Source organism: Arcanobacterium pluranimalium (genome assembly GCF_016907845.1).
Classification (GTDB): domain Bacteria; phylum Actinomycetota; class Actinomycetes; order Actinomycetales; family Actinomycetaceae; genus Arcanobacterium_A; species Arcanobacterium_A pluranimalium.
Map to the genome: position 1 here is coordinate 1,609,787 of NZ_JAFBCS010000001.1, position 25,260 is coordinate 1,635,046.

General features: G+C 51.3%; 20 protein-coding genes, 1 tRNA gene and 1 other RNA gene. 8 read left to right on the forward strand and 14 right to left on the reverse strand.

The genetic code is table 11. From position 1 onward, the window contains the following. Positions 1-63 precede the first annotated feature (63 nt). Both map and ppgK read left to right on the forward strand, forming a co-directional pair. Entirely contained in the window at positions 64-972 is a 909-nt protein-coding gene (gene map, locus JOD55_RS06935; protein WP_204399308.1) for a type I methionyl aminopeptidase, read from the forward strand. A gap of 66 nt (positions 973-1,038) precedes the next feature. Continuing rightward, positions 1,039-1,824 (forward strand): polyphosphate--glucose phosphotransferase, encoded by a 786-nt coding sequence (gene ppgK, locus JOD55_RS06940; protein WP_204399309.1) that lies wholly within the window; start codon positions 1,039-1,041, stop codon positions 1,822-1,824. A gap of 79 nt (positions 1,825-1,903) precedes the next feature. Here the strand turns inward: ppgK and rnpB are convergent. Further along, an RNA gene (gene rnpB / locus JOD55_RS06945) (RNase P RNA component class A) lies at positions 1,904-2,252 on the reverse strand. 99 nt (positions 2,253-2,351) lie between these two features. Between rnpB and JOD55_RS06950 the strand changes: the two genes are divergently transcribed. Next, positions 2,352-3,131, forward strand: a complete 780-nt coding sequence (locus tag JOD55_RS06950; protein ID WP_204399310.1) for a peroxide stress protein YaaA — start codon at positions 2,352-2,354, stop codon at positions 3,129-3,131. A 109-nt stretch (positions 3,132-3,240) separates the two neighbouring features. Here the strand turns inward: JOD55_RS06950 and JOD55_RS06955 are convergent, their stop codons facing one another. The 10 genes from JOD55_RS06955 to JOD55_RS07000 all read right to left on the reverse strand — a co-directional run bounded on the left by JOD55_RS06955 (position 3,241) and on the right by JOD55_RS07000 (position 14,722). After that, complete coding sequence (locus tag JOD55_RS06955) at positions 3,241-3,975, reverse strand: zinc ribbon domain-containing protein (protein WP_204399311.1); 735 nt, start codon at positions 3,973-3,975, stop codon at positions 3,241-3,243. Between the two features lie 53 nt (positions 3,976-4,028). Next, entirely contained in the window at positions 4,029-5,660 is a 1,632-nt protein-coding gene (locus JOD55_RS06960) for a class I adenylate-forming enzyme family protein (RefSeq protein WP_204399312.1), read from the reverse strand. Continuing rightward, positions 5,660-6,811 carry a glycerate kinase gene (locus JOD55_RS06965; protein ID WP_204399313.1) on the reverse strand — a complete coding sequence of 384 codons (1,152 nt, stop codon included), beginning with the start codon at positions 6,809-6,811 and terminating at the stop codon, positions 5,660-5,662. The genes JOD55_RS06960 and JOD55_RS06965 overlap by 1 nt, the downstream gene beginning before the upstream one ends. Positions 6,812-6,918: 107 nt before the next feature. Next, positions 6,919-8,244 (reverse strand): MFS transporter, encoded by a 1,326-nt coding sequence (locus tag JOD55_RS06970; protein WP_204399314.1) that lies wholly within the window; start codon positions 8,242-8,244, stop codon positions 6,919-6,921. 2 nt (positions 8,245-8,246) lie between these two features. Next, a complete protein-coding gene (locus JOD55_RS06975; protein ID WP_204399315.1) occupies positions 8,247-9,131 on the reverse strand; it encodes an SMP-30/gluconolactonase/LRE family protein in 885 nt (294 codons plus the stop codon). A 15-nt stretch (positions 9,132-9,146) separates the two neighbouring features. Next, on the reverse strand, positions 9,147-10,322 hold the full coding sequence (locus tag JOD55_RS06980) for a thiolase family protein (protein ID WP_204399316.1): 1,176 nt from the start codon (positions 10,320-10,322) through the stop codon (positions 9,147-9,149). A gap of 16 nt (positions 10,323-10,338) precedes the next feature. Then, on the reverse strand, positions 10,339-11,799 hold the full coding sequence (locus JOD55_RS06985) for a CoA-transferase (RefSeq protein WP_204399317.1): 1,461 nt from the start codon (positions 11,797-11,799) through the stop codon (positions 10,339-10,341). Then, positions 11,796-12,557, reverse strand: coding sequence for a glucose 1-dehydrogenase (locus JOD55_RS06990; protein ID WP_204399318.1), 762 nt, complete (start codon positions 12,555-12,557; stop codon positions 11,796-11,798). Before JOD55_RS06990 ends, JOD55_RS06985 begins: the two co-directional genes overlap by 4 nt. Further along, complete coding sequence (locus tag JOD55_RS06995) at positions 12,554-13,612, reverse strand: LacI family DNA-binding transcriptional regulator (protein ID WP_204399319.1); 1,059 nt, start codon at positions 13,610-13,612, stop codon at positions 12,554-12,556. Before JOD55_RS06995 ends, JOD55_RS06990 begins: the two co-directional genes overlap by 4 nt. Positions 13,613-13,921: 309 nt before the next feature. After that, positions 13,922-14,722: a Nif3-like dinuclear metal center hexameric protein gene (locus tag JOD55_RS07000; RefSeq protein ID WP_204399320.1), complete on the reverse strand. Its 801-nt coding sequence runs from the start codon at positions 14,720-14,722 to the stop codon at positions 13,922-13,924. Between the two features lie 49 nt (positions 14,723-14,771). On the opposite strand from JOD55_RS07000, the gene crcB (JOD55_RS07005) reads away from it, so the two are divergent. Then, positions 14,772-15,182 carry a fluoride efflux transporter CrcB gene (gene crcB, locus JOD55_RS07005; protein WP_204399321.1) on the forward strand — a complete coding sequence of 137 codons (411 nt, stop codon included), beginning with the start codon at positions 14,772-14,774 and terminating at the stop codon, positions 15,180-15,182. Continuing rightward, positions 15,179-15,544, forward strand: a complete 366-nt coding sequence (gene crcB / locus JOD55_RS07010) for a fluoride efflux transporter CrcB (RefSeq protein WP_204399322.1) — start codon at positions 15,179-15,181, stop codon at positions 15,542-15,544. Before crcB (JOD55_RS07005) ends, crcB (JOD55_RS07010) begins: the two co-directional genes overlap by 4 nt. An 18-nt stretch (positions 15,545-15,562) precedes the next feature. Here the strand turns inward: crcB (JOD55_RS07010) and JOD55_RS07015 are convergent, their stop codons facing one another. The 3 genes from JOD55_RS07015 to JOD55_RS07025 form a co-directional block, all read right to left on the reverse strand. Beyond that, a complete protein-coding gene (locus tag JOD55_RS07015) occupies positions 15,563-17,041 on the reverse strand; it encodes an alanine/glycine:cation symporter family protein (protein WP_239538980.1) in 1,479 nt (492 codons plus the stop codon). Between the two features lie 543 nt (positions 17,042-17,584). Beyond that, positions 17,585-17,660 (reverse strand) — tRNA-Val (locus tag JOD55_RS07020). 225 nt (positions 17,661-17,885) lie between these two features. Then, on the reverse strand, positions 17,886-18,296 hold the full coding sequence (locus JOD55_RS07025; protein ID WP_338022221.1) for a DUF3052 family protein: 411 nt from the start codon (positions 18,294-18,296) through the stop codon (positions 17,886-17,888). 268 nt (positions 18,297-18,564) lie between these two features. On the opposite strand from JOD55_RS07025, the gene aceE reads away from it, so the two are divergent. The 3 genes from aceE (at position 18,565) to JOD55_RS07040 (ending at position 25,231) form a co-directional block, all read left to right on the forward strand. Then, positions 18,565-21,318, forward strand: a complete 2,754-nt coding sequence (aceE, locus tag JOD55_RS07030; RefSeq protein ID WP_204399324.1) for a pyruvate dehydrogenase (acetyl-transferring), homodimeric type — start codon at positions 18,565-18,567, stop codon at positions 21,316-21,318. A 350-nt stretch (positions 21,319-21,668) separates the two neighbouring features. Continuing rightward, positions 21,669-23,441: an ABC transporter ATP-binding protein gene (locus JOD55_RS07035; RefSeq protein ID WP_204399325.1), complete on the forward strand. Its 1,773-nt coding sequence runs from the start codon at positions 21,669-21,671 to the stop codon at positions 23,439-23,441. Next, positions 23,438-25,231: an ABC transporter ATP-binding protein gene (locus JOD55_RS07040; protein WP_204399326.1), complete on the forward strand. Its 1,794-nt coding sequence runs from the start codon at positions 23,438-23,440 to the stop codon at positions 25,229-25,231. Before JOD55_RS07035 ends, JOD55_RS07040 begins: the two co-directional genes overlap by 4 nt. Positions 25,232-25,260: the final 29 nt, after the last annotated feature.

Sequence of the window (25,260 nt, forward strand, 5' to 3'; positions counted from 1 at the left end):
TTATCAAAGCAGTGCCCACCTGATCACTACAGTGGCACAACACAGAAAAGAAGTTTCACAATAATGGATCCTAAGCGCGCACCACTTGGAACTCTCAAACCAGGGAAAATCGGCCCACTTCGTGCTGTACCTCAGCATATTGAGCGTCCCGAGTATATGTTCCACGACGGACCAGAAGTCGTCACCGCCTCCGATGTGAAAACGCCGGAAATAATCGACAAGATCCGGGTAGCGGGAACAATCGCAGCTGATGCACTCTACACCGCAGCTGAAGCAATCGCACCAGGAGTCACAACTGATGAATTAGATCGGATCGCGCATGAATATATGTGTGATCATGGAGCTTATCCATCATGTTTGGGATATATGGGATTCAAAAAGTCGATCTGCACATCAGTCAATGAAGTCATTTGCCACGGTATCCCCGATGACCGTCCACTTGAAGAGGGCGATATCGTGAATCTCGACGTCACCGCTTATATTGACGGCGTGCATGGAGACACGAATGCGATGTTTTATGTGGGCGAGGTTGACGAAGAATCGCGCTTGCTGTGTGAGCGCACGTATACAGCGATGATGCGCGGAATCAAAGCTGCCAAGCCTGGGCGCGAAATCAATATCATTGGGCGCGTCATCGAGTCCTATGCCAAGCGCTTCGATTACGGAGTTGTGGAAGATTTCACTGGTCACGGCGTCGGCGAAGCCTTTCATTCGGGATTGATCGTTCCCCATTACGACACCGCTCCCCTGCACAACGAGCTCATTGTGCCAGGCATGGTCTTCACAATCGAACCAATGCTCACAATGGGTGAGATTGCGTGGGAGCAGTGGGACGACGATTGGACCGTCCTCACCAAAGATCGCGGGCGAAGCGCCCAATGGGAGCATACAATTGTGGTGACTGAGGACGGCTTCGAAATTCTCACATTGCCGTCGCAAGGGCAAAAATCTGAAGCTATGCCACAGGTTTGACGCGTCAGAAAATCTGGCACGTTAGAGAAGTTTGAGAAGTCTAAGAACTCTGAGAAGAGGGACACGATGAAAAAGAAGTTCCGCCGAATTGCTATAGGTATCGATATTGGCGGTTCAGGTATTAAGGGAGCACCGGTAGACCTGAAATCAGGAATGTTTATTGAAGATCGCATTCGAATTGCCACACCACCAGATGCCTCCCCGGATGCTATCGCTGATATCGTCAAAGAAATCGTCGATTCTTTTGATCTTCCCGACGACGTTCCAGTGGGGATCTCTTTCCCCGCACCGATCTTGTGTGGAACCGTCCCAACAATTGCGAACCTGTCTCAGCAGTGGGCTGGAGTTCACGCTAATGAGCTTTTCTTCAAGAAGCTCAAGCGCCCGGTTACCGTTTTGAACGACGCCGATGCCGCAGGTTATGCCGAAGTCCATTACGGTGCTGCGCACGCAAATCCAGGAACCATTTTGGTACTCACGCTTGGAACGGGAATCGGCTCGGCGCTCGTCTCCGCTGGTGTGCTCGTGCCCAATACCGAGCTCGGCCATATTATCCTGCCACGGGGAATTGAAGCAGAGAAATACGCGTCATCGGGCGTTTTTGAACGTGAAGACCTCAGTTTTGAAGAATGGGCACAACGCCTTCAGGAAGTCTTTACCTATCTTGAAAAGCTCTTCTCTCCTGATTTATTTATTATCGGTGGCGGAATCTCGAAAAAGTACAAAAAATATGTGCCGATGATCGATACCAACGCTCCAATAATTCCAGCAGAGCTACGAAACGGAGCAGGGATCGTGGGAGCTGCACTCATGGCCTACCAAGACGATAAAAAGGCTGGTAAAAAGAAGTAAGCAATCAGGCTTGCTCAGTTCGCCCAGTTAGATAGGCATCACTGTTCGTACTCGATCAAATGTGCCCGCCTCAACTGGGCGAATGAGTCAGCCGATACGCCGGGTTCTGTGCTGGCCAAGTGGCCAGCGGCAGCCATCCATCTAGACTCAACGTTACCGTTGAGCTCAAGCAACCTACCCGTGCACTCAACGGGACGCCTCAACGTGCACTGCTTGGTCTTGCTCCCAGTGGGGTTTACCGTGCCGTACCTGTCACCAAGTACGCGGTGAGCTCTTACCTCGCCTTTTCACCCTTACCATTGCTGGCGGTTTCTTTTCTGTGGCACTTTCCTGCGGGTCGCCCCGAGTGGGTGTTACCCACCACTGTTCCCTGCGGAGCCCGGACGTTCCTCGGGCGCCTGAGCGCTCGCGACTGCCTGGCTGACTCATTCGCGTGCTTTAGTCTACCTATGATCTTCAATGAACACCAAGATCGCAAACTGCCCTGCACACACTTCGCTCAAATGCGACTTTGCTAAAATTGTTTTGTGCTCATACTACTACCTCCTTCTGAGGGCAAAACAGCCCCGACTTCTGGCAAACCGCTCGATTTTGCACGCCTCAGTTACCCACAGCTCAATCTGCTACGCAGGAAAATAGCAACGGCGCTGACCAAAGTTAGCCGCCAGGCTGATGCACTTGAGATTTTGAAAGTTGGCGCTTCGGTAGCAGACGTGGTTTCAAATCAAAAACAGCTTGGGCAATTGCCCTGTGCACCCGCGAGATCTGTGTATACCGGAGTTTTGTATAGCGCACTTGACTGGCTCGATATGCCAAGCGAACGTCGTCTTTTCGCACAAGAACACGTGCTCATTTTCTCTGGCCTTTTTGGCGTTCTCCGCCCAGAAGATCTGATTCCTCATTATCGGCTTTCTATGGGCACCGCGCTGCCTGGCATTGGCAATACAAAAACTGTATGGCGCAAAGCGCTACACGATTTTAAGCCGGGTGCCCACGAGCTAGTGATTGACTGCCGTTCGGCGAACTATCAGGTGTGGAATCCTAAGCACGACGCCGATTACGTCACCATTCAAGCTGTTCGGCAAAGTGGAGAACACCGGCAGGTGATCTCCCATGACGCCAAGCGTTTTCGTGGAATGCTCGGCAAGTACTTACTCTCTTCCCAGACGACGTTACGCACCGCACGCGAGCTCGAAGAATACGCGCGCGTTATGGTCACTGACGGCATCGTCGACGACGTCGAACTCACCGTCGATTCACACAACAAGTACAAATTAACGCTGGTGCAATACGGTGGCGAAAGCTAACAGACGCTAGGCACAATGCACTTAGACGTGCAAGGCACGTTTAGTCATACAAAACGCAAGACATTCGGTGTGCCAAGCGCAATGCAGCTTAGGCATCGAGCAACGCGAACTAGGCATCGAGCAAAACGACCACGCAATCGTAGTCTTCTGAGATGTAGATATCGTTGGGATCATGGGCGTTGACCGCAGCTACTTCAATCGGCGAGAGTGCGACTCCCCCAGTTGATTCTCCATTGCGATGCAGACCTATAACGGCAAGTCCACCACTGACCCGCGCACGCTCATAGGCTTGCTGTAATGCCGGCGCCAACGGAGCAAAAAGCTGTGTCCGCTGCTCATTGATACGCGCATGCTCAGATTCCAGCTCAGCCAAATCCTGTTCCAGCTGCTTCTCCAAAGCAGTCCTGTGCTCAACTTTTTGAACAATCTCTTTCTCGAGGTGAGCAAGCTGTTTTTCAAGCAATTCACACGATTCTAAAAGATCGAATTGAGAATCTTCGAGCTGAGAAACCTGCTCACGTCCAGTTTCGATTTCGGATTGTAAGGTCAAGAGTTCGCGCGAGTCCATACCGATTCCGGCATTGAGCCGCTTATCTTTTAGCTTCAATTTAGCTTCTAACTCCGTGAGCTGCTCTTGTGCCGAATCAACGGCTTCGTTCAACTGTGAAAGCTCAGCGTGTTTGCGCTCAACTTCTTCATTGAAATGCGCTAATTCTTCTACCGCAGTGGCAATCTCGCCCCGCAAATGATGGTTGCGCATTTGCGAGCGAGTCTTTGCCAATTGGGCGTCGAGACGCGCCACTTCGAGTAGCTGGAGTTGGTCTTCCCTAGGAGCTTGAGTCATGATTGCCTCGCTTATCATTGACGTTCTTGCTCTTACTATACGGGAAAACCTGATTAAGATGCCTCAGTATCTGATCCAGTAAATAGCTCTCTGATTGCTTTCTTATCAATCTTCGATCCTGCAGTTAATGGAAGCGCATCGACCACAGCAAAATAGACAGGTACCCGGTATCTGGCCACTCTCTTATTGAGAGTTTGCCGAATTGCCTCTTCGTCGAATACCGCACCTTCAGCCAATACAACCGCTGCCGCCGGCACTTCGCCATAAATCGAATCTGGCACCCCTACTAGCGCAGCGTCAGCGATCTGCGGAAGTAGGCGTAGTTCTTCTTCAATATCGATGCACCAGATTTTTTCGCCACCACGATTGATCAAATCTTTTTTGCGATCAAGAACGTATACGTATCCGTCTGACGTCATTCGTCCAACGTCACCAGTAGCTAACCAGCCATCGGGGGAAAAACTCTCACTGGCGATTTTGTCGTAGCGACGTGCAATATTAGCGCCGCGGATCACGATTTCACCAATCTCATCAAAACCGAGCTCTTGGCCATTTTCATTACAAATCTTGACGTCCAAACCGGGAATAGGCTTGCCCGAGCTGCCAAGATGAGGTGAGGTAGCGGCGTCGTCGGGAAAAACGAAACCCGGTGAACACGACTCGGTCAAACCGTAGATCGTGCGAAACTCCATCTGCGGCATCCACGCGTGAAGTGCCTGGATGCGAGAAATTGGCATATGCGCAGCTCCACAACCAATTTTTTGCACGCTAGGCAACTGCGGGAATCGCTCCTGCTCTTCGAGCATCAGCGCGAACACCGTGGGTGAAGCATGAATAAAAGTGATGTTCGATGCGAAAATCTCGCGCACGAATGGCCGTCCAGACATGCGCTTTTGCACGTGGATCGAACCGCCCAAATAGATAAACAGCGCAATGATCGCAATCATGCCGGTCACGTGATAAATCGGCACGGCAATGATCGTTGAATCATCCTCATGCAAATCAAGAACTCGCTGGTATGAACACACCGCATGGACTGCGTTCATATTTGTGAGCAGCACTCCCTTACTCTGGGATGTGGTGCCCGAGGTGTAGAGCAAAATCGCGTCGTCTTCCACAGAGAGCTGTGGCTTTTGAGTGCAAAATTCTGCGCGGGCGCGCGCAATTTCTTCATCCTCGGTTGCGGCAAGCGGAAGCCCAAAAGCGCAGGTTTGCGAGCTAGTAACCACGGTTGGAGTGTCGGTGAACCACGGAGCTTGCTCATCTTGGCACACCACAATTTTCAAATCTGCACGCTCAACCAAAGCCATAATTTCGGCGCGCCTAAACTTTCCAGGCAAAGGCACGATAATCGCTCCGAGCCTGTTCAGCGCATAGAACGTAGTAATGAAATCGATGCCGTTATCGAGCAAAACTCCCACGCGATCATGATGCCCGATAGCCTGTTCATGGGAAAGATAGAACGCAAAATCATCGACGTACTTTTTCACCTGGGCAAACGTGAAAGTCTTTCCGTCCTCGGTGTAAATCGCCACTTTATCGGGCAACCTTTGGGCAGTATCGCACAACGTTTCATATAGCGACGACGCCGCGTTGCAGTAGCTGCGCACTTCACGCCCATAAACGTGAAAATTAACAAGTCCCTCAACGACGGCGTCGTCCCATAACTCTTCACCAATTAGCATTATTTGCTCCACATATTGCATGTAACGTTGAGAATGCGGCACATCATTTTCACGGATTCGAATAGGCTCGGCTGTGCCTTTGCCAGAGCGGTTGCAAGATCGGAAACTTCGCGGACGGTTGGGACGATTGCCGCAAAACCGTCGTCGTAAAGACTGTCGATCCCCTCGCCAAGTTTTCCTGCGAATGCTACCGTGGGCACTCCGTATTTTCTGGCTGTGCGCATAACACCCCACGGAGTTTTCCCAAATTTGGTTTGGAAATCGATGCCTCCCTCACCAGTGAGCACCAGATCAGCATCTTGAACAATATTTTCCAAACCTACGGTGTCGATGACGACGTCGACCCCCGATTTATTTTCGGCTCCAAGGAACGCCATAAAGGCAGCACCCAAGCCACCTGCAGCGCCTGCACCAGCGCGATGAGCAACCGGTGAAGCACAGTGATCGTCCATCAAATGACCCCATACCGCGAGCGCACCGTCAAACAGGGCGATTTCCTCAGGTTTGACCCCTTTTTGCGGGCCAAATACCGCTGTTGCACCAGACTCACCAAGCAGCGGATTAGTGACGTCGCAAGCTAAGATCACTTCGACGTCTTTCCAACGAGAATCAAGATTCGAAACATCGATATGAGCGGCATCGCTCAGATTCAAAGGCTCAAATGGGCCAACTGAGTTTCCGTCGCTGGAAGTTGCACGAATACCAAGCTCATAGCACATTCCCCAGCCGCCATCGTTGGTTGCAGAGCCGCCAAGTCCAACGATGATCTTGCGCGGAGCCAAGTCAAGAATGTGATTGAGTATCATACCCACGCCAGCAGTTCCCGAGCACTTTGGATCACGCTCTTCGGGGCGGATATGTTCGATACCAATAGCTTGTGCCACTTCTAATACTGCGAGACGCTGCTGGGCAATCCATCCAAAATGAGCAGTTCGTGCCCGGCCGAGCGCATCAACGACGGCTACTTCACGAAGCTCACCATCGAGAGCGTCTACCAGTGATTCGGTAGTGCCTTCGCCACCATCTGCCATTGGGACTTCAACGCACTGCGCGTCTGGCCACACCTCTTTAACAGCACTCGCCATCGTTTTTGCGACTGTCTTTGCCGTCATCGTCTCTTTGAAAGAATCTGGTGCAATAACTATTTTCATCTTGACTCCGCATAGATTAACGAACAGATCCGTCTTGTGAGGTGACCTTTGACCGTCACCTCACAAGACTATCTGTTAGTTGTACAGTGAAACACTCATCTCACAGTTCACTCGTGATGTGCCTCAATCTCGCTCTTTTTGACGAAGAACTGGATGGCAACTCCAAGGAGTGCACACAGTGCCATGAAGAAGAATGTGTAGACATATCCTGCACCGGACTTCCAACCGCCACCGAGTCCGATGAGCCAGCCCATGAGAACTGGAGCAAGACCGCCACCAATGAACATTGCGGTAGTCACGAAGCCATTTGCCGTGCCGTGTGCGCCATCAGGTGCGTTATCGGTTGCGGCAGCGTAGTACACCGGCCACACTGCGTTGGCAACGAGACCAAAGAAGAGCTGCAGTGCAATGTAAATTGGCACCGACGTCGCGAAATAGAACGCGGCGACTCCAACTGCCATCCAAACGCCACAGACGACGATGGTAGTACGGCGTCCGAGGTAATCAGAAAGCGTTGGCCAGAAAATCTGTCCGATGATACCCGTGATGGTGAATACCACGGAGTACGCAGCGGCTTCGGAGTAATCCAAGCCCACGATATTTGCGAGGTAGAGCGGCAGCACGTAGTTAATACCCATGTACACAATCTGCGTGAGCAAAGTCGTGCCCGAGGTGATCATAACGACCTTATTGCGCAAGCACTTTCCAACAGCGCCAGCGGTATCGGCCTGACCATCCGCACTCTCGTCGAGTGGAACGGTCATTCCGGCTGCCGCGATCTGTGCGTAAGTGCGCTCTTGACGCTCTTTCGTGGAGTACTTCCACCAGAAAAGCATGAGCGGGATTGCCACGATGAGTCCGACGACGAATACAAGCATCCAGTTTTCGTCACCGAAGATGCTCAAGATCGCTGCTACAACGAGGCCCGAGAGCAGAGCACCTACTGGGTAACCCGTGTGATGGACACCAAGTGCAAAACCGCGACGCTCCTTTGGCCACCACTCGGTGGTATTGGAAATACCAATTGGTTCTCCAGCACCAGCACCGAGGTTCACACCAATGCGCAATGCGATGAAGAGAACCAAGTTATGGGCAACAGCCTTGATACCTGTGATAGCGGAGATCAAGTTATACCCAATGACCAATGGCACCTGGAAGATTGCACGCTTCCAACCAGTTCCGTGATTATCACTCATGCGTGAGACGTAAATCGGCAGAACTGCCAGGGAGAGCATCACTATAGAGATAATGCCACCCCAAGCTTCAGGGGAAAGATCAAAATGATCAGTAATCGCTGGGCCGAGGCGCAAAATCACCTCTCGGTCAAAAGCGTTAATCGCCCAAATTCCCCAGGTAACTGCCAAAGCTATCCAGGAAGCGCGAGGAACTTTCGACAATGGCGCAGCGCCGCGCTGAAGTTTCTCATGTGCCATGATTAGATCTCCTTACCAAAACGTGGGGTTTCATAGCCGCATACGTCCAAGTCATCAATTACATAGAGAGAACCGCGCTCACGTCCATCCTCAGGGAAACGTGGCAATGGCGGGCGAGCCATGGTTGTGACGAACATACGATCCAAATCTGGACCGCCAAAAACAGGGCACGTCACTTTCAAAACCGGCATCTCAATTTGGCGTTCAAGCTTGCCATCTGGATCGTAACGGTTCATCTTTCCACCATAAACATGGGCCTGCCAGACGAAACCTTCAGCATCGACGGTCATACCGTCGCAAGCACCACCATCAGACTGATCTACTGTTGCGAAAACGCGACGGTTTGAAACTTGCCCAGTTTCTAGATCGTAGTCGTATGCCCAGATATCGCCAGTCCAGGTATCGGCGAAGTAGAAGATAGAACCATCTGGGCTCCAGCACGGTCCATTGGAGCAAATAATGCCTTCGTCCAAGACGGTCAGGCCTTTGCCCTCTTCATAGGAGTAGAGTCGCCCGGAAGCATTTTCTTCCTGTGTGTCCATCGAACCAAAGACGAAGCGTCCGCGCTGATCAACCTTGCCGTCGTTGAGGCGATTGTACTCAAACTCCGGCTCTGGATCGACCAGCAAAGTGGCCTGATCGGTTTCAAGATCGTACTTGTACAAACCAGTTTGTAGCGCCAAAAGTGCAGATTTGCCGTCGGCATAGAGTGCCATCGAGCCAATCTTCTCACGCACATCCCACACTTTGAGGTTTGAGCCATCTTGCTCATGATTGAAAACGCGTCCGTCTTGAGAATCAATCCACCACAGTGTGTTTGATGCGCTATCCCATATTGGCCCTTCACCCAAATTAGGTTTCAGGTCAATGATCTTACTAATTTTCATTGTCAGCCTCCTCACTCACAATGCCTTGTACACAGCAGCAACGCCTTGGCCGCCGCCGATGCACATGGATACCAAACCGAATTCTTTACCTGTTCGGCGCAGGTTGTATAGGGTGCGCAACGAAAGAATTGTGCCAGTAGCTCCAACTGGGTGGCCCAATGCGATTGCTCCACCAAGTGGGTTGGTCTTTTCCATATCAAGATTCTGATCGCGGATAACCGAAAGAGCTTGAGCCGCAAATGCTTCATTGAGCTCGATCCAATCGATATCTGCGAGCGTCAATCCTGCCTTCTCCAATGCGCGTGGAATAGCAAGAGCTGGAGCGAAGCCCATCACCTCAGGCGAGACGCCAGCTTTTGCGAAGCTCACGAACTCTCCAATTGGCTTCAAGCCCTCAGCCTTTGCCACCGACTCAGTCGTGAGTACCAACATCGCCGCTGCATCGTTAATTCCTGAGGAATTACCTGCCGTCACTGAACCGCCGTCGCGGAAAGCAGGACGCAACTTTGCCAATTTCTCAACGGTGGTGCCAGGACGCAAATGCTCATCGACGTCGAAAACTCGCTCAGACTTCTTCTCCTTAACGGTGACGCCCACGATTTCAGGAGCAAACAGTCCAGCTTCCTGAGCAGCAGCTGCACGCTCTTGGGACAGCGCGGCGAACTCGTCTTGGTCTTCGCGAGAAATTGCGTGCTTTTCTGCAACGTTCTCAGCCGTCACGCCCATCGGGTAGTTGCCGAAAGGATCAGTCACCAAAGAAAGCGTTCCATCGATGAGAGTGTGGTGACCCATCTTCCAGCCATTGCGCGCATCAAAATCCATGAATGGCTGGCGCGACATATTCTCAGAGCCGCCGGCTACCACGAACTTCGAATCGCCAGATTGCAGTTCAAAAGCCGCCGATTGCACTGCCTGCAATCCCGATCCGCAAAGGCGGTTGACCGTAAATGCGTTCGAATCTTCACGCACGCCCGCAGCCAGCGCGATTCGGCGTGCCAAGAAAGCGTCGCCGCCAACTTGCCCAACGCAGCCGACCACGACTTCGTCGATGGCCTCGACCGAAACTCCAGCCCGCTCAACAGCAGCTTTCATCGCAGTTGCACCCATCACGTGATTTGGCGTTCCCGAAAGCGATCCGGCGTATCCACCTACAGCTGTACGAGCGCCTTCAACTACTACGATCTTTTCCATTGTTCTCCTCTTTCTTTTACTTCTTCGTAATTACTTGAGACGCCGCAGCTCGCGCAGCATCGTTGTCATCTACTTCGAGCACTTTCCATCCGTCTTCGGTGAGCTGAACGAGATAGTGTTCTGTTGCCAAATAGACTTCTTGGCCCTTGTCCAACGCAGCTTTTCCATAGAAAGTGAGCTGATCAACCTCAGGCACCCACTTGGGGTGTCTCGAATCAGCGACCATGAGGAAGCAAATTCTCTTGGCACCATCAACGATGTCCATGAACCCGCCACAGCCAATTGCTTTGCCGGCAAATGCGGAGACGTTGATATTGCCCTCGCCGTCAACTTGCCCGACACCCATGAACGTGATGTCCACGCCACCACCGTTGTAGAAGTCAAACTGTTGTGGGTGGCCAATAATGGCTGCTGGATGCAAAGCGCAACCAAAGTCGACGACGCCGAGTGGCACACCGCCGTAAGTTCCGGACTCAACAGTGAGCGTAATATTGGCAATTTGCCCGCTCACAGCCAGGGCGCGACCAATTGAGTCGCCAGGCAAGCCGGTGCCGAGGTTGATAATGTCGCCATCACGCACAAGCTTCGCTCCACGTTCACCGATCGCAATACGGGTTGGCTCGAGTTCGTGTGAGAGTAAAGCTTCTCCAAGTTCTTCAGGCGATGCGTAACCGGTCAGAAGATCCCAGTTCACTTCGATCGAAGCATTCGTCTGCCGATGGTATTTGGCTGGATCGGAGGTGACCATCACGTAGTCCACCAAGACACCTGGCACTTCAACTTCGCGAGCTGGAATATCGCCGCGCTCAACAATTTCCTTGACCTGTGCAATCACGATTCCACCGTTGTTGTGTACCGCTTGGGCGATTGCCAAGTTATCAAGAATCGTCACATCGTCTTCTTGCGACATATTCCCGTCAGGATCGATTCGTGAGCCACGAATGATAGCTACATCTAGCGGGAAGGACTTGTAGAATAAGTACTCTTTCCCGTCAAGTTCCATAAGCGAGACGTATTCGTCCGGAGCAGTTGCAGCCTTGGCCGAGTCGTTGATACGGCCGCCGTCGTGGCGCGGATCAATGAACGTGCCCAAACCGACGGTGGATAGTTGCCCTGGTCGGTGTGCCGCAATGGTGCGGTACAACGTCGAAATCTGGCCCTGCGGCAAGCAGATTGCTTCTACTTCGTCGGCGCCAAGCACGTTGGCCATCGGTGGGTTGAGTCCCCAATGTGGGCCGATAACGCGTTTGAGCAATCCTGGATGTGCCAGGCGTGCCAGGCCGTCAATACGGTTGGATTGACCTGCAGCATGCACGAATGTGAGCTGGTTAGGCACACCTTTACTCAAAAATGATTTCTCAATTTCAAAGTAAATTTCGTCTGCCACGCCCATCATCGTGAAGCCGTTTCCGACGACGGTCGCGCCGTTGGGGATCAAGCCCGCCACTTCGTGTGGTTCTACCTGCTTGAAGCTCATAGCTTGTAACCTCCGCCGATATTGATTACTTCACCGGTGAGGTAAGAGGCGTCGTCCGAAACGAGAAAAGCTACGAGATTTGCCACGTCTTCAGGCTGGCCAGCGCGCTTGAGTGGCACTTTCGCAACTTGCTCATCGTAGAGGTTGTCGAACCCTGCGCGAGATGGAACCTCGCGCAGCGCCGTCGTCATCGATGTCTCGATAAAGCCTGGGCAGATGGCGTTGGCGGTAATACCTTTGAATGCGAGTTCTTTCGAAATCGATCGGGTCAGCGATACGACGCCGCCCTTGGCTGCAGCGTAGTTTGTCTGTCCGATATTGCCCATCCACGATGCTGATGCCACGTTGCAGATGCGACCATAGCCGTTTTCGCGCATATGAGTTCCAACTTTGCGGCAGAAGTAGAAGACGGCCGAGAGGTCAACAGCAATTACTGTGTCCCACATTTCGTCGGTCATTTTGTGCAGCATGCCGTCGCGGTTGATTCCGGCGTTGTTGACGAGGATGTCAATTTTGCCAAAGTCGGCAATCACCTGATCCACAGTGGCGTCGACTGCCTCACGATTAGACACGTCAAGCGCGATACCAACTGATTTACCGCCGCACAGTTCCGCCGTTGCGCGGGCAGCGTCGCCGTTAATGTCGATGACGACGACGGTGGCACCACGCTGTGCAAGTTTGAGCGCGATCCCACGCCCAATTCCTTGGGAGGCTCCTGTTACGATTGCGACTTTGTTCTCCAATGGGGTGCATGTCATGAGACGTGCTCCTTTCCTAGTTGGCACCGGCACGAATTACCAATGCGTAGTGAGTATTGACAAATCACTTCATGAGGAGTGATTGACTTATTTCTGATGAGGTCATCGAGGTAGATAACTGCGTTTTCTGCCATGTCATCAACAGGTTGTACAACGGTTGTGAGTGAGAAATCGGGCGACCGATGACTTATCACACCGTCGAAACCACAGATAGCTATATCTGCTGGAATATTGATGCCTTGCGCTGTGAAATCTTGCATAATGCCAAGGGCGATGGCATCTGAACCGCAGATAATCGCTTCTGGAAGTCCACGATCTAAACTGCGTAGATATTGAGCTGCTTTCATACCGCCATCGACGCCGAGGGATGTGCGAACAATCCACTGTTGCGGAACGAAAATTCCGCTTTCTACAAGGCCGTCCAAATATCCGGCATAGCGATCATTGGAAGCAGAAGAGCGCCGTGGCCCTACAACGAGTGCGATTTTTTCGAAGCCATGGGAGGCCATGTGCAAAGCAATATCTTTCGAGGCAGCTTTGTTATCTATGCCCACAAAAGCGCCATTCACAGTTGGGATTTTTCGCGAAACCTGAACATATGGGATATTCCATTTGCGCAATTCTTGGACGACGGCGGCGTCACCGTCCTGAGTTGCGGTGAGAATGATCCCGTCCACGCGATGACTTGCCATGGCTCGAACTGTTGTGAGCAGTTCAAGTGGATCGTCACCAGTATGAGAGAGGTAGGCGTCGTATCCGTGCCAGCGTGCGTGATTTGAAACCGCGACTCCCAGCTCTTGATAGAACGGATTGCTCAGGTCAGCCAAGATAAGCCCAACGAGTGGTTTTGTAGTTTTCCAGTTCAGGGCTTTTTGTGGGATTTCCATTCCCTTCTTTTCAGCCAATGAGAGGATCATTTGACGGGTGCGCGCTGAAACACCAGGTTTACCATTAAGCGCATACGACACCGCTGCTCGAGATACACCGAGTATCCGAGCAATATCTGCTGCACTTCCTTCTTGTGAAGGTTTAATAATCCGATTTTCGCGATCCAAAACGATTCACTCCCTTGTGTACCGATAGCGTTCGCATTTGCATGCGTCCACATCGACTTGTGACTAGACTCTCAACCCAGTTGTGAGTTAAGCAACGTTAAGTTATCAACTATCGCTGACCAACTTTAGCGACGAATCCGACAAAGACCCCGCCATAATGCGTTTACCAGCAGATACAAAATAATCCCGTCTGTTAAGTTTTCACTTAACAGACGGGATTATTTAACTAAGTTTCTCGCCAAAGAAATTAACCAAGGAGAGAATTAAGTCCTTAGGTTAACTCCCTGTGAGTAGCTCGGATTAATTTGCTCAGATCCGCATACTCCACGGGTCAGTCACAATAGTTGAAATATAGGTTGCCACACCACATTCACTTGCTATCCTGCGCTGCAAATTTGGCAAAACGGGCCATTCAGAAGCGAAATGAGTAGTTCCAATAAGCGCACACCCTCCCGCCCATAAATGATCGGTAGCCGGATGATGACGCAAATCAGCTGTGATATAGACGTCTGCCCCGGCGTCGTCTACTGCTTTCAAAAATGAATCTCCTGAACCAGGCGAAACTGCAACCGTTTTAACGATTCGCTGCGGGTCGCCTCCAATGGTGATACCAGCCGGAACCTGAGGAATGATCGCCTTAATACGATGAGCCAATTCGAGCACGCTCATCGTCATCGGCAACGTGCCAATTCTTCCAATGCCCAGCTCTTTATTCTCACTATGCGGCTGAAGCGGACGTTGCTGCTCTAGACCAAGCAGATCAGCAAAAGCGGCCGCAGTGCCATCTGCGGCTGAATCTGCATTCGTATGCGCAGCGAGCAAAGCGCAGTCATGCTTGATCAATTTATGCACCCAAGAACCTTTTGCACTGTCCGTTGCAACGCTCGACGTACCACGCAAATACAGCGGGTGGTGCGTAATCAACATATCGGCGCCGCGTTCAATAGCTTCATTTATGGTGGATTCACACGGATCAACCGCAAAGCCCACCAGTTTTACTGGAGCATTCACATCCCCAACTACCAAACCAACACGATCCCAATCCTCAGCCAAGGAAGCTGGGTAATGCCGGTTCATCGCAGCCACAACATTCTCAACAGTTACAGACATACCGCAATTCTAGCAAGCATACAGAACTACTTAGACCTAGAATATCGACGTGGTTCTATCAATAATTTCGGTATTCTGCGGCGGATTTTTAGGCGTAAGTGCGCGCTATATCCTCGCTAGCACATTCCCGACCAACGCCTCGTTACCCCTGGGTATTCTGACGATCAATATGTTGGGATGTTTCCTGCTCGGTTATATCTCACAGAAAATCGCGCATAGTTCTTTGAAGAACCACATAAAAAAGCACATCAGGCTCCTTGCCTGTACCGGATTTCTCGGCGGTTTTACCACATACAGCGCTATCGTCGTTGATTCAAATCTGCTTCTAGCAAAGGGGCAAACCACATTGGCACTTATCTATCCCATATTCTCGATTGTGCTCGGCGTGGCATCCGTTGCCCTTGGCGCCCGTTTGGTTTTGCCGCGCGCTCCCCAAGCAGACAAAGAGGCGCAGGCATGACCACTCTATTGATCGCCTGCGCCGGCGGATTTGGGGTAGTTATGCGTTTCTTAATCGATTCCGTGATGTCCAAGGATAAGTTTCCCACTGGCACATTTACCATTAACCTCATTGGATCTGCCATTTTAGGATTTTTCACCGGAATGTACCTCGGATCTGGTATTTCACAATCCACGCTCGCGATCCTGGGCACCGGATTCGCAGGCGGCTTCACAACGTTCAGTACGGCGTCGTTAGAAACCTACACCATGCTAAAAGATAACCAGGCAAAGAAAGCACACCTTTACGCTTGGAGTATGCTAATCCTTTGCCTGATTACCGCTTATATTTCGATCTTATTAGGTTTTACCCTCACGAAATGACCTGCGCCATTGCCAATCCTAAGCTTGGGCGTTTTCACGCTCTACCCAAATATCAGAGGGCAGCTCTCCTGGCATGTGTGGATTATTCGTTGCCACAAACGGCTTATTGGGATCAGCCTGGAAATCACGCAAGGCGCCAAATACCCACTTACCAAGTAACACAATCGCTACCAGGTTAATCAAGGCCATTCCCGCCATCGTGATGTCGGCGAAATTCCATACGGCATTGAGTGAAGACAACGAGCCGATTGCCACAGAGATTACGACGACGACGCCAAGCACCTTCGATCCCCAGGCTTTTCCTCTGGTCATGAAGTCAATATTGATTTCTGCATAGGCGAAATTGCCGATAATTGACGAATAGCAGAACACAAGGATGAGCACGACCATGACGGGAACAATCCACTCGCCCAGCTCGTAAGTAGCAGCGGCAATCGTGAGCGATGCGCCGTCTAGATCAGTTGCTTCGCCCGGTTTGTACACGTGGCCAAGCGAATTGAGAATGATGAACGCGGTGGCAGAACACACCAAAATAGTGTCGACGAAAACGCCCATCGCCTGAATGAAGCCTTGTTTAACAGGATGTGAGACCTGGGCGGTGGAAGCCGCGTTGGGAGCCGAACCCTCGCCCGCTTCATTAGAGAACAGGCCGCGGCGCGTACCATTGAGCATTGCCGCTACCACGCTACCTGTTGTTCCAGCCAGTCCTTGCTCGAGACCAAAAGCCGAAGCAAAAATCAGCTTCACAATCGGAATGATATTTTCAAGGTTCATCACGATCACTGCAGCAGCGATGAGAATATACGCAATTGCCATGAGAGGAGCCATCCACTCAGTGACTTTTGCAACTCGCTTGAGACCTCCAAACACAACCATTCCAGTGAGCACGAATAACACACTGGCAGTAACCCAAGGACTCACGCTGTAATGATCTTTTAAGGTAGCGGCAATCGTATTGGCCTGCACCATTTCATAGGAAATGCCAAAGGAGAACACCAAGAATATTGCAAAAACAAAACCCCATTTGCGCGATCCTAGGCCGCGTTGAATATAGAAAGCAGGACCGCCACGGAATGTTCCATCATGCCAACGCACTTTGAACAGCTGTGCCATCGTAGCTTCAACAAAAGCTGTAGCCATGCCGAGCACAGCCACTACCCACATCCAGAAAACCGCTCCTGGCCCACCCAAGACGAGTGCGATTGCCACGCCAGCGATATTGCCCGTACCTACTCGTGAAGCTAGTCCAATCGCAAATGCTTGGAATGAGGAAATACCGCCATCACGGGATTCACGTGATGAAAAGACGATCTTGACCATTTTCCCAAAATTGCTAAATTGCACAGCTCGGGTGCGTACCGTGAAGTAAATTCCAGCGCTAATCAGCAGAGCAATGAGGATGTACGTGTATATGAAGTCCGAAATTGAACCAAAATACGCTGCAATCGCGTCAGCCATAAAATCTTCCCATCGACCAATCTCAGAAATATTCAACATTTACACCGAGATATCTTTTGATGACTCAAAGATATTACAAAGAAAAAGTAAACTTTGGCAATCTTGCCATGGTGGGAGCGCTGGCCGTCCCTGTTTCTTCGCTCCGGCCACACGCCCTACCCTGGTATACAGCATGTCCTGGTACAGGGCCTGCTACACACACTAGCCTGACGACATACGGCCCGTCCTGCTACACGCCCTGCCCCGCACACAGCTCCAACCGCGCAAAACTTCAAACGCGCAAAACTTCAAACGCTCCGCGACACACGTTGGTTCCAGTCACACATGCCTCGCTGATGCACATTCCACACCGGACACGACCCCTAGCCTCCTCCACGCACACGCCTCAGACAAGCATTTGGGGCATGTATGTCGCCTTATCACCTCTTTTTTGGTGTGTTTTTGTAAACATCTTGATATATATCGAGATGTTTACAAAAACACACCAAAACCCAACACGACCCGCCCATAAGCCTCCCTTACGTGCCCAGAATGGCATCAAAAACAAAACTCCCTCTCGAAGATTTCGAGAGGGAGTTTTGTTGGTGGACCCTACCGGACTCGAACCGATGACAACCTGGGTGTAAACCAGGTGCTCTACCAACTGAGCTAAGAGTCCGTTAGAAGCATATCCACAAATCCTGCTAAATTCCAAATTCATTCCCAAAACGTGACGAGCGGCGCATTTCGACAACCAGCCGAAATGCGCCGCTCTCACGAAATTTACGCTACAAACCCTCAGATACTCATATCCGCACGTGTTAAACGCGTGTCAACTCTGCGCACAGCAAGTAAGCACTCAACGCACCCACACGCACACCTAAATTAGCATCGGAGCCTAAGCTCAGTGCCCGCGCGAGACGATCCGATATGCCGTCCAGTCTCCACCTAAAGCAACAGAACTGGGTACCGACAACCCCGCAGTCTTCGCCGCCTCTGCCACATCCGCCGTCGCCACATGGAATTCTGATGAAACAACCGGAACAAGACACCAAATGGCACCCGCTCCCGAATCGAGAGATGCGGCACAATCTACGAGGTAATCCGTAAGATCATCGACGTTTCCGTCGTCCGAACGCCACCATGCCAATACTGAATCGGCAGCGCCGCGATAGTCCTCATCTTCAAGTTGTTGCCCGGTGATATTCTCAATGGAATCGCGCAAGTCAAAGTCAACGTCGTCGTCATATCCGAACTCTTGGACGACATCGCCTAGCTTAAAGCCTAATTTTTCACCGGTAGTTGTGCCGGACACTCGTAACCGTCCTTTCAAGACGCTATGTGTAACCCTTATAAGGTACATCACGAAATATTGTAAAGTCTCGTTGTTTTCTCAGCACCTTAAAAGGAAGATTTCTTCAATTTCAAAAAAGTGAGTCGTCTCCCATTGAAAATTCCGCCAAGAATGTAGGGCTTTTGACCCAAATCCGGTACATTTATGTCTAAGGAGAGGTTAAAGAACGCCTTAAGACACCTAGGCTTCCTTAAACCTCCCAAGAATTAGCAAATTTAAGGGAGACAACGTGAGTCAAGTTCCTATTCGTCCGCTGATCAATGGTTTGCTCAGCCAGGTTCCGGATGTTGATCGAGAAGAAACCCAAGAGTGGCTAGAGTCCATTGACGGTCTCATTGACGCTCAAGGCGATGCCCGCGCTCGTTATCTATTGATGGCAATGGAACGACGCGCCCGTGAGCGTGGGGTTCGTTTACCAGGCAACCTCGTAACACCTTACGTTAATACGATCGGTATCGACGACGAGCCGTTCTATCCAGGCGACGAGAAACTCGAGCGTGAATTCCGTCGTTGGGTTCGTTGGAATGCAGCAGTTCAAGTAACCCGCGCACAGCGTTCTGGCATCGCGGTAGGTGGGCATATTTCCTCTTTTGCTGCCCAAGCAACTCTCTACGAAGTGGGACACAACTGGTTCTTCCGTGGCAAGAACTCCCCCGGTGGCGGAGATCAGGTATTCTTCCAAGGCCACTCCTCACCAGGAAACTACGCCCGAGCATATCTCGAAGGACGTCTGACGGAAGCCGATCTCGATTCTTTCCGCCAGCAGGTATCACGCAAATCTGGTGGCAAGGGATTGCCTTCGTATCCGCACCCTCGCCAACTCCCAGATTTTTGGGAATTCCCAACCGTTTCGCTCGGACTTGGCCCAATTTCGGCGATCTACCAGGCGTGGTATAACCGTTATCTGCACGACCGCGGTCTGAAAGATACCTCTCAGCAGCACGTGTGGGCTTTCATGGGCGACGGCGAGATGGACGAAGTCGAGTCCCGCGGTCTTCTCCACCTCGCCGCAGGTCAGAACCTTGACAACCTCACCTTTGTGATCAACTGTAACCTGCAGCGTCTCGACGGCCCTGTCCGTGGTAACGGCCAGATCATTCAGGAGCTTGAAGCCTCGTTCCGTGGCGCTGGCTGGAACGTCATTAAGGTTATCTGGGGACGCGAATGGGACGAACTCCTCCACGCTGATAAAGACCGTGCGCTCGTCAATATTATGAACAACACTTTGGACGGCGATTACCAGACGTTCAAGGCTAACGACGGCGGTTACATCCGCGAGCACTTCTTCGGTCGCGATCCACGCACCAAAGCTATGGTGGCTGATTGGTCCGATGAAAAGATCTTCGCCATGAAGCGCGGCGGTCACGATTACCGCAAGGTTTACGCGGCTTACAAAGCTGCAGTTGATCACAAAGACCAACCAACCGTCATCTTGGCACACACGGTCAAGGGATACTCGCTCGGCTCGAATTTCGCAGGCCGCAACTCCACCCATCAGATGAAGAAACTCAATTCGGACGATCTGAAGTTGCTCCGCGATACCTTACATCTTGATTTCACTGATGAGCAGCTCGAAGATCCTTACAACGCTCCGTACTTCAAGCCAGAGCCAAACGCTCCTGCGCTTGAGTACATGCTCGACCGTCGTCGTGAGCTCGGAGGATACTTGCCCGAACGCCGCGTCGTTGAGCAAGGCATTAGCCTGCCAAACGACAAGGTATACGACGTCCTCAAGGGCGGTTCTGGTAAGCAAAAAGTGGCCACCACCATGGGCTTTGTACGCTTGATGAAGGATCTCATCCGCGACAAAGAATTTGGTCATCGCATTGTGCCGATCATTCCAGACGAAGCGCGCACATTCGGTTTGGATGCCCTCTTCCCCACTGCAAAGATCTTTAACGTTCACGGCCAGCATTACACTGCGGTGGACTCAGATCTTCTGCTTTCTTATAAGGAATCAGAAAAGGGTCAGATCCTCCACACTGGCATTACCGAAGCAGGTTCAAACGCGGCATTTACTGCTGTGGGAACTTCATACGCTACGCACGGCGTACCGATGGTGCCAATCTACATCTTCTACTCGATGTTTGGATTCCAGCGCACTGGCGATCAGTTCTGGCATGCCGCTGATCAAATGGCACGCGGATTCATCATGGGTGCAACTGCTGGCCGCACTACCCTCACGGGCGAAGGCTTGCAGCACCTCGATGGTCACTCCCATGTGCTCGCTTCAACGAATCCGGCCATCGTTCAATACGATCCAGCGTATGCATACGAAATTCGCCATATCGTACGCGACGGTATCGTACGCATGTACGGCGATGGTTCAGACGGCCGCGATCAGGACGTTATGTACTATCTGACCGTTTACAATGAGCCAATCTTGCAGCCAGCAGAGCCTGAGAACGTGGACGTGGACGGCATTATCAAGGGTATTTACCAAGTGGATGCAGCCGAAGGTGACGGACACAAGGTTCAACTGCTCGCTTCGGGTGTGGGAGTTCCTTGGGCTCGCGAAGCTCGTGAAATGTTGCGCAATGACTGGGGCATTTCTGCGGCTGTTTGGTCGGTCACCTCATGGTATGAGCTGCGTAAAGACGGTCTTGCGACCGATGAATACAACTTCTTGCATCCTGAAGAAGAACCGCGCGAAGCTTGGCTCACGAGCCGTTTGAAGAATGAAGAGGGACCATTCATTGCAACCTCCGATTTTGAAAAGCAGAACCAAGATGCAATCCGTCCGTGGATTCCAGGTGACTACTACGTGCTCGGTGCTAACGGCTTCGGTGTTTCGGATACTCGTGCAGCTGCACGTCGTCACTTCAAGATCGACGCAGCGTCGATGGTAGTTCGTGCACTGCAAGCTCTTGCGGATCAAGGTAAGATTGATCGTTCACTTGTGAAACAAGCAATCGATAAGTACGATCTGTTCAATCCAAACGCTGGAGAATCAGGTATATCTGATCCAAACGAAGTTGCCTAAGTTCTCAGATGAGGTCTGTGCGCAGAGTCTAGCTGCTGAAAACTCCGTTCGATTGCGGTTAGCTTGGTTCGATTGCGGTTAGCTTGGTTCAACTCCAGCGAACTTGGTTCAACTGATACGAACTGCGTTTAACTCGATTCAACTTTGGTTTGCTCGGTTCAACTCCGTGCACGATAGCGACTAAAGCGGTGTGGGTTGGGATAATCCTAATTATCCCAACCCACACCTTTATATTGCCTTTCTTACAAAGCAAGCTAGTTTGCCAATGTCGATTTTGGAACAAGCGTAGGCTGTGTCAATAGTTATTAGTTAAATAAGTTATGAACTTACGTGAGAATATTTGAGGCAATATGGAACTATTTCGAACTGCGTGGGAATTTCTGCGCTCCAAAAAGCGCTATCTTGTGGCGTTGATCGTCTTTCAACTGGGCCAAGTGATCCTCTCGCTCTGGCTTCCCTCTCTCAATGCGCAGATCATCGATCATGGTATTTTGGCAAACGATCGCCACATTATCTATACGCGCGGAATGCTGATGCTCGGCATTTCTCTGGTGCAAATATCTTTTATGGTTCTGGCAATCTACTTCGGTTCAAAGCTGGCTATGGAATTTGGGCGGGACCTGCGCGCAACCACTTTCCGACACGTCCAAAACTTTTCGGCCGTAGATCAGCATAAATTCGGCGCGCCCACACTCATCACCCGCGTCACAAACGACATCACCCAAATGCAAATGGTGGTGCTTTTGACTTTCACGATCATGATCACGGCGCCAATTATGGGTATCGGTGGAATCATCATGGCGCTTGAGCAGGATGCGGGCTTATCCAAGCTGCTTCTTATTATTGTTCCTGCACTAGCCCTGCTGATCGGGGTAACGATGGCTCTGCTCACTCCGCGTTATCAGATACAACAGGCGCGAGTGGATCGAATCAATACGCTTTTGTGCGAACAACTCGCCGGCGTGCGAGTCATCCGAGCTTTCGTGCGTCAAAAGACAGAGGCTGAGAAGTTCGATGTTGCCAACGAAGAATTGCGCTCTGTGTGGCTTCAAATCGGCTGGCTCTGGGCCTTTATGCTCCCTACAGCATTCTTGATCGTAGGGCTTTCCTCGTGCGCAGTGATCTGGTTTGGCGGGCAACGGGTGAGCATTGGCGATCTCAATATCGGTGCACTTACCGCCTATATCAACTATCTGATGATGATTCTGATGTCGGTGATGATGTCTGGCATGATGGCGATGTTCTACCCACGTGGCGAGATCTCTGCAAAGCGTATCGCGCAAGTGCGCAATCAGGAATCGACGATCGTCAACCCGGCTAATCCTCGCGAGCTTCCTGCATCTCCCCTACTATTCGAGCTAAAGGACGCTTCCTTGCGCTTCCCTGGCGCCGAAGAGCCAGTACTCAGCGGTATCAATATGACGTTGGAGCAGGGCAGGACCGTCGCCCTCATCGGTTCGACCGGCTCGGGAAAAACCTCCCTAATCCGGCTATTTCCTCGTTTAATTGATGTGAGCAGTGGCAGCATCACCGCTGGTGGAGTGCCTGTTAATGAGCTTGATCTGCATGAGCTTCGCTCGAAAATTGCAATCGTCGCCCAGCGTGCCTTTCTCTTTTCGGGCACTATCGGCGAAAACGTCGCCGGCACGGTGGGTTCAGATGTTTCTTACGACGTCGCCCGCGTCAAGCAAGCTTTAGAGCTCGCCCAAGCTTGGGAATTCGTTTCAACTCTCGACGGCCAGATCGAAGCGAAAGTTGAATCGGGTGGAAAGAATTTTTCTGGTGGCCAACGCCAACGCCTCACTATAGCTCGAGCACTTTACCGCTGTTTACCTGATACTTTAGGGCATCACGACGCCGATCTGCTGATTTTCGACGACTCGTTTTCAGCCTTAGATTATGCTACCGATGCACGCCTGAGAGCTGCCTTGAAATCAACGTTAACTAATGTTGCGGTATTAATTGTTGCCCAGCGTGTAGCTACTATTCGCAATGCGGATGAGATTTGTGTGCTGGATAATGGCTTGATCGTCGGTCGTGGCACGCATGCTGAACTCTTCGAGTCCTGCACTACCTACCAAGAAATCGTCCAATCACAGCTCACTGCGGAGGAGGCAAAATGAACGGTCCCGGTGTAGATCCAACTGCCACCTCTCGCGATACGAAAGGGTCATTGAAACGGCTCGCTCGTCTCTTGAAACCTGCCCGTTGGCAGATCGTCTTTATTATGCTCTTGACCTTGCTCGCTACCGCAGCTTCGGTAGCAGCGCCGAAATTCCTCGGTGATGCAACGAACGTCATCGTTGCGGGTATGGCAGGTAGCGGCGTTGACTTTGGACGTCTATCACGTGTGTTGTTATTCGTCGTCGCCCTATACCTCATTTACGCCGTAGCTTCGTTCATCGCTGGTTTCATTATCCGAGTCGTGGTGCAAGATCTTGGCTTCAACCTGCGCAAAACTGCACAGGAGAAGATCGATAAGCTGCCGTTGTCGTATGTTGACCAACATCAACGTGGCGATTTGCTCTCACGCGTCACGAACGACATCGACAATCTCAATCAGACGTTGATGCAGACGTTTAACCAGGTTATTTCCTCTCTGTACATGGTTATTGGGATTATTGCCATGATGATCTGGATTTCGTGGTGGCTCGCGCTGCTCTCGGTGTTGGCATTTCCACTCGGCATGCTGGCCATGGTCAAGATTCTGAAACTGTCCAAGCCACAATTTAAAGCGCAGTGGCAAAAGACGGGCGAAGTGTCGTCTATTGTTGAAGAATCCTTTACAGGTCACGAGATCGTGGCTTTGTACAATATGCAAGATATGCGTACGAATTCCTTTGATCGTGCCAATGACGAACTCTTCACTGCGGGTTTCAAAGGGCAATTCTATTCGCAGATGATGCAGCCAATCATGGCTTTTGTGGCTAATATTTCCTTCGTAGTCGTTGCGGTTGCTGGCGCATTACAGGTGCTCAGCGGGGCTTTGACAATCGGTGCAATTCAAGCATTTATCCAGTATTCGCGCCAACTTAATCATCCGGTCGGTACGCTGGCTTCCACAGCCAATCTGATTCAGTCTGGGGCAGCTTCTGCGGAACGAGTTTTTGATTTCCTTGATTCTGAGCAGATGACTCCCGATGCAACTGCTGATTTGCCTCCTAGTGCTGCTCATAGCTCAGGCACATTGAGTTTTGAGAACGTGTCATTCGGTTACACGCCTGATACGACCGTGATTTCTCACCTCAACCTCACGGTTGAACGCGGACAACAAGTGGCCATTGTAGGACCAACCGGCGCAGGCAAGACGACGCTCGTCAATTTGCTGATGCGCTTCTATGACGTGAGCTCAGGAAGTATCAAAATCGACGGAGCTTCAATCACTGATTTCTCCAAGGACTCTTTGCGTTCAAAAATCGGAATGGTTTTGCAAGATACCTGGCTATTTGAGGGCACGATTGCAGAAAACATTGGTTACGGCCGAGTCGGTGCAACCCGCGATGAGATTATCGCTGCAGCTAAAGCGATTGGTGTGGATCGGTTAATCCGCCAGCTCCCCGAGGGCTACGATACGGTGGTTGACGACGAAGACGGCGGTCTTTCGGTTGGCGAAAAGCAGCTCCTCACTATTGCACGCGCGTATATCGCCGATCCTGAGATTCTGATTCTCGATGAGGCAACCTCCTCGGTTGACACTCGCACAGAAATGCTCGTGCAAAGAGCGATGAACCATTTGCGAACAGGACGAACATCATTTGTGATTGCTCATCGACTCTCTACCATTAGAGAAGCGGACGTAATCATTGTGATGGTTGCCGGTGATGTTGTTGAGCAAGGCACGCATCAGTCGCTGATGGATAAACGCGGTTACTACTACGATCTTTACCAATCGCAGTTCAATGCCAACAATTAGTCAGTACTGCCGCATCGGCGGTACTGACT

What these genes read in the sequence shown, in the direction of transcription:
- map (WP_204399308.1), top strand. Translation starts at nt 64, where the DNA reads ATGGATCCTAAGCGCGCACCACTTGGAACTCTCAAACCAGGGAAAATC.
- ppgK (WP_204399309.1), top strand. Translation starts at nt 1,039, where the DNA reads ATGAAAAAGAAGTTCCGCCGAATTGCTATAGGTATCGATATTGGCGGT.
- JOD55_RS06955 (WP_204399311.1), bottom strand. Translation starts at nt 3,975, where the DNA reads ATGACTCAAGCTCCTAGGGAAGACCAACTCCAGCTACTCGAAGTGGCG.
- JOD55_RS06960 (WP_204399312.1), bottom strand. Translation starts at nt 5,660, where the DNA reads ATGCTAATTGGTGAAGAGTTATGGGACGACGCCGTCGTTGAGGGACTT.
- JOD55_RS06965 (WP_204399313.1), bottom strand. Translation starts at nt 6,811, where the DNA reads ATGAAAATAGTTATTGCACCAGATTCTTTCAAAGAGACGATGACGGCA.
- JOD55_RS06970 (WP_204399314.1), bottom strand. Translation starts at nt 8,244, where the DNA reads ATGGCACATGAGAAACTTCAGCGCGGCGCTGCGCCATTGTCGAAAGTT.
- JOD55_RS06975 (WP_204399315.1), bottom strand. Translation starts at nt 9,131, where the DNA reads ATGAAAATTAGTAAGATCATTGACCTGAAACCTAATTTGGGTGAAGGG.
- JOD55_RS06980 (WP_204399316.1), bottom strand. Translation starts at nt 10,322, where the DNA reads ATGGAAAAGATCGTAGTAGTTGAAGGCGCTCGTACAGCTGTAGGTGGA.
- JOD55_RS06985 (WP_204399317.1), bottom strand. Translation starts at nt 11,799, where the DNA reads ATGAGCTTCAAGCAGGTAGAACCACACGAAGTGGCGGGCTTGATCCCC.
- JOD55_RS06990 (WP_204399318.1), bottom strand. Translation starts at nt 12,557, where the DNA reads ATGACATGCACCCCATTGGAGAACAAAGTCGCAATCGTAACAGGAGCC.
- JOD55_RS07000 (WP_204399320.1), bottom strand. Translation starts at nt 14,722, where the DNA reads ATGTCTGTAACTGTTGAGAATGTTGTGGCTGCGATGAACCGGCATTAC.
- crcB (WP_204399322.1), top strand. Translation starts at nt 15,179, where the DNA reads ATGACCACTCTATTGATCGCCTGCGCCGGCGGATTTGGGGTAGTTATG.
- JOD55_RS07015 (WP_239538980.1), bottom strand. Translation starts at nt 17,041, where the DNA reads ATGTTGAATATTTCTGAGATTGGTCGATGGGAAGATTTTATGGCTGAC.
- JOD55_RS07035 (WP_204399325.1), top strand. Translation starts at nt 21,669, where the DNA reads ATGGAACTATTTCGAACTGCGTGGGAATTTCTGCGCTCCAAAAAGCGC.
- JOD55_RS07040 (WP_204399326.1), top strand. Translation starts at nt 23,438, where the DNA reads ATGAACGGTCCCGGTGTAGATCCAACTGCCACCTCTCGCGATACGAAA.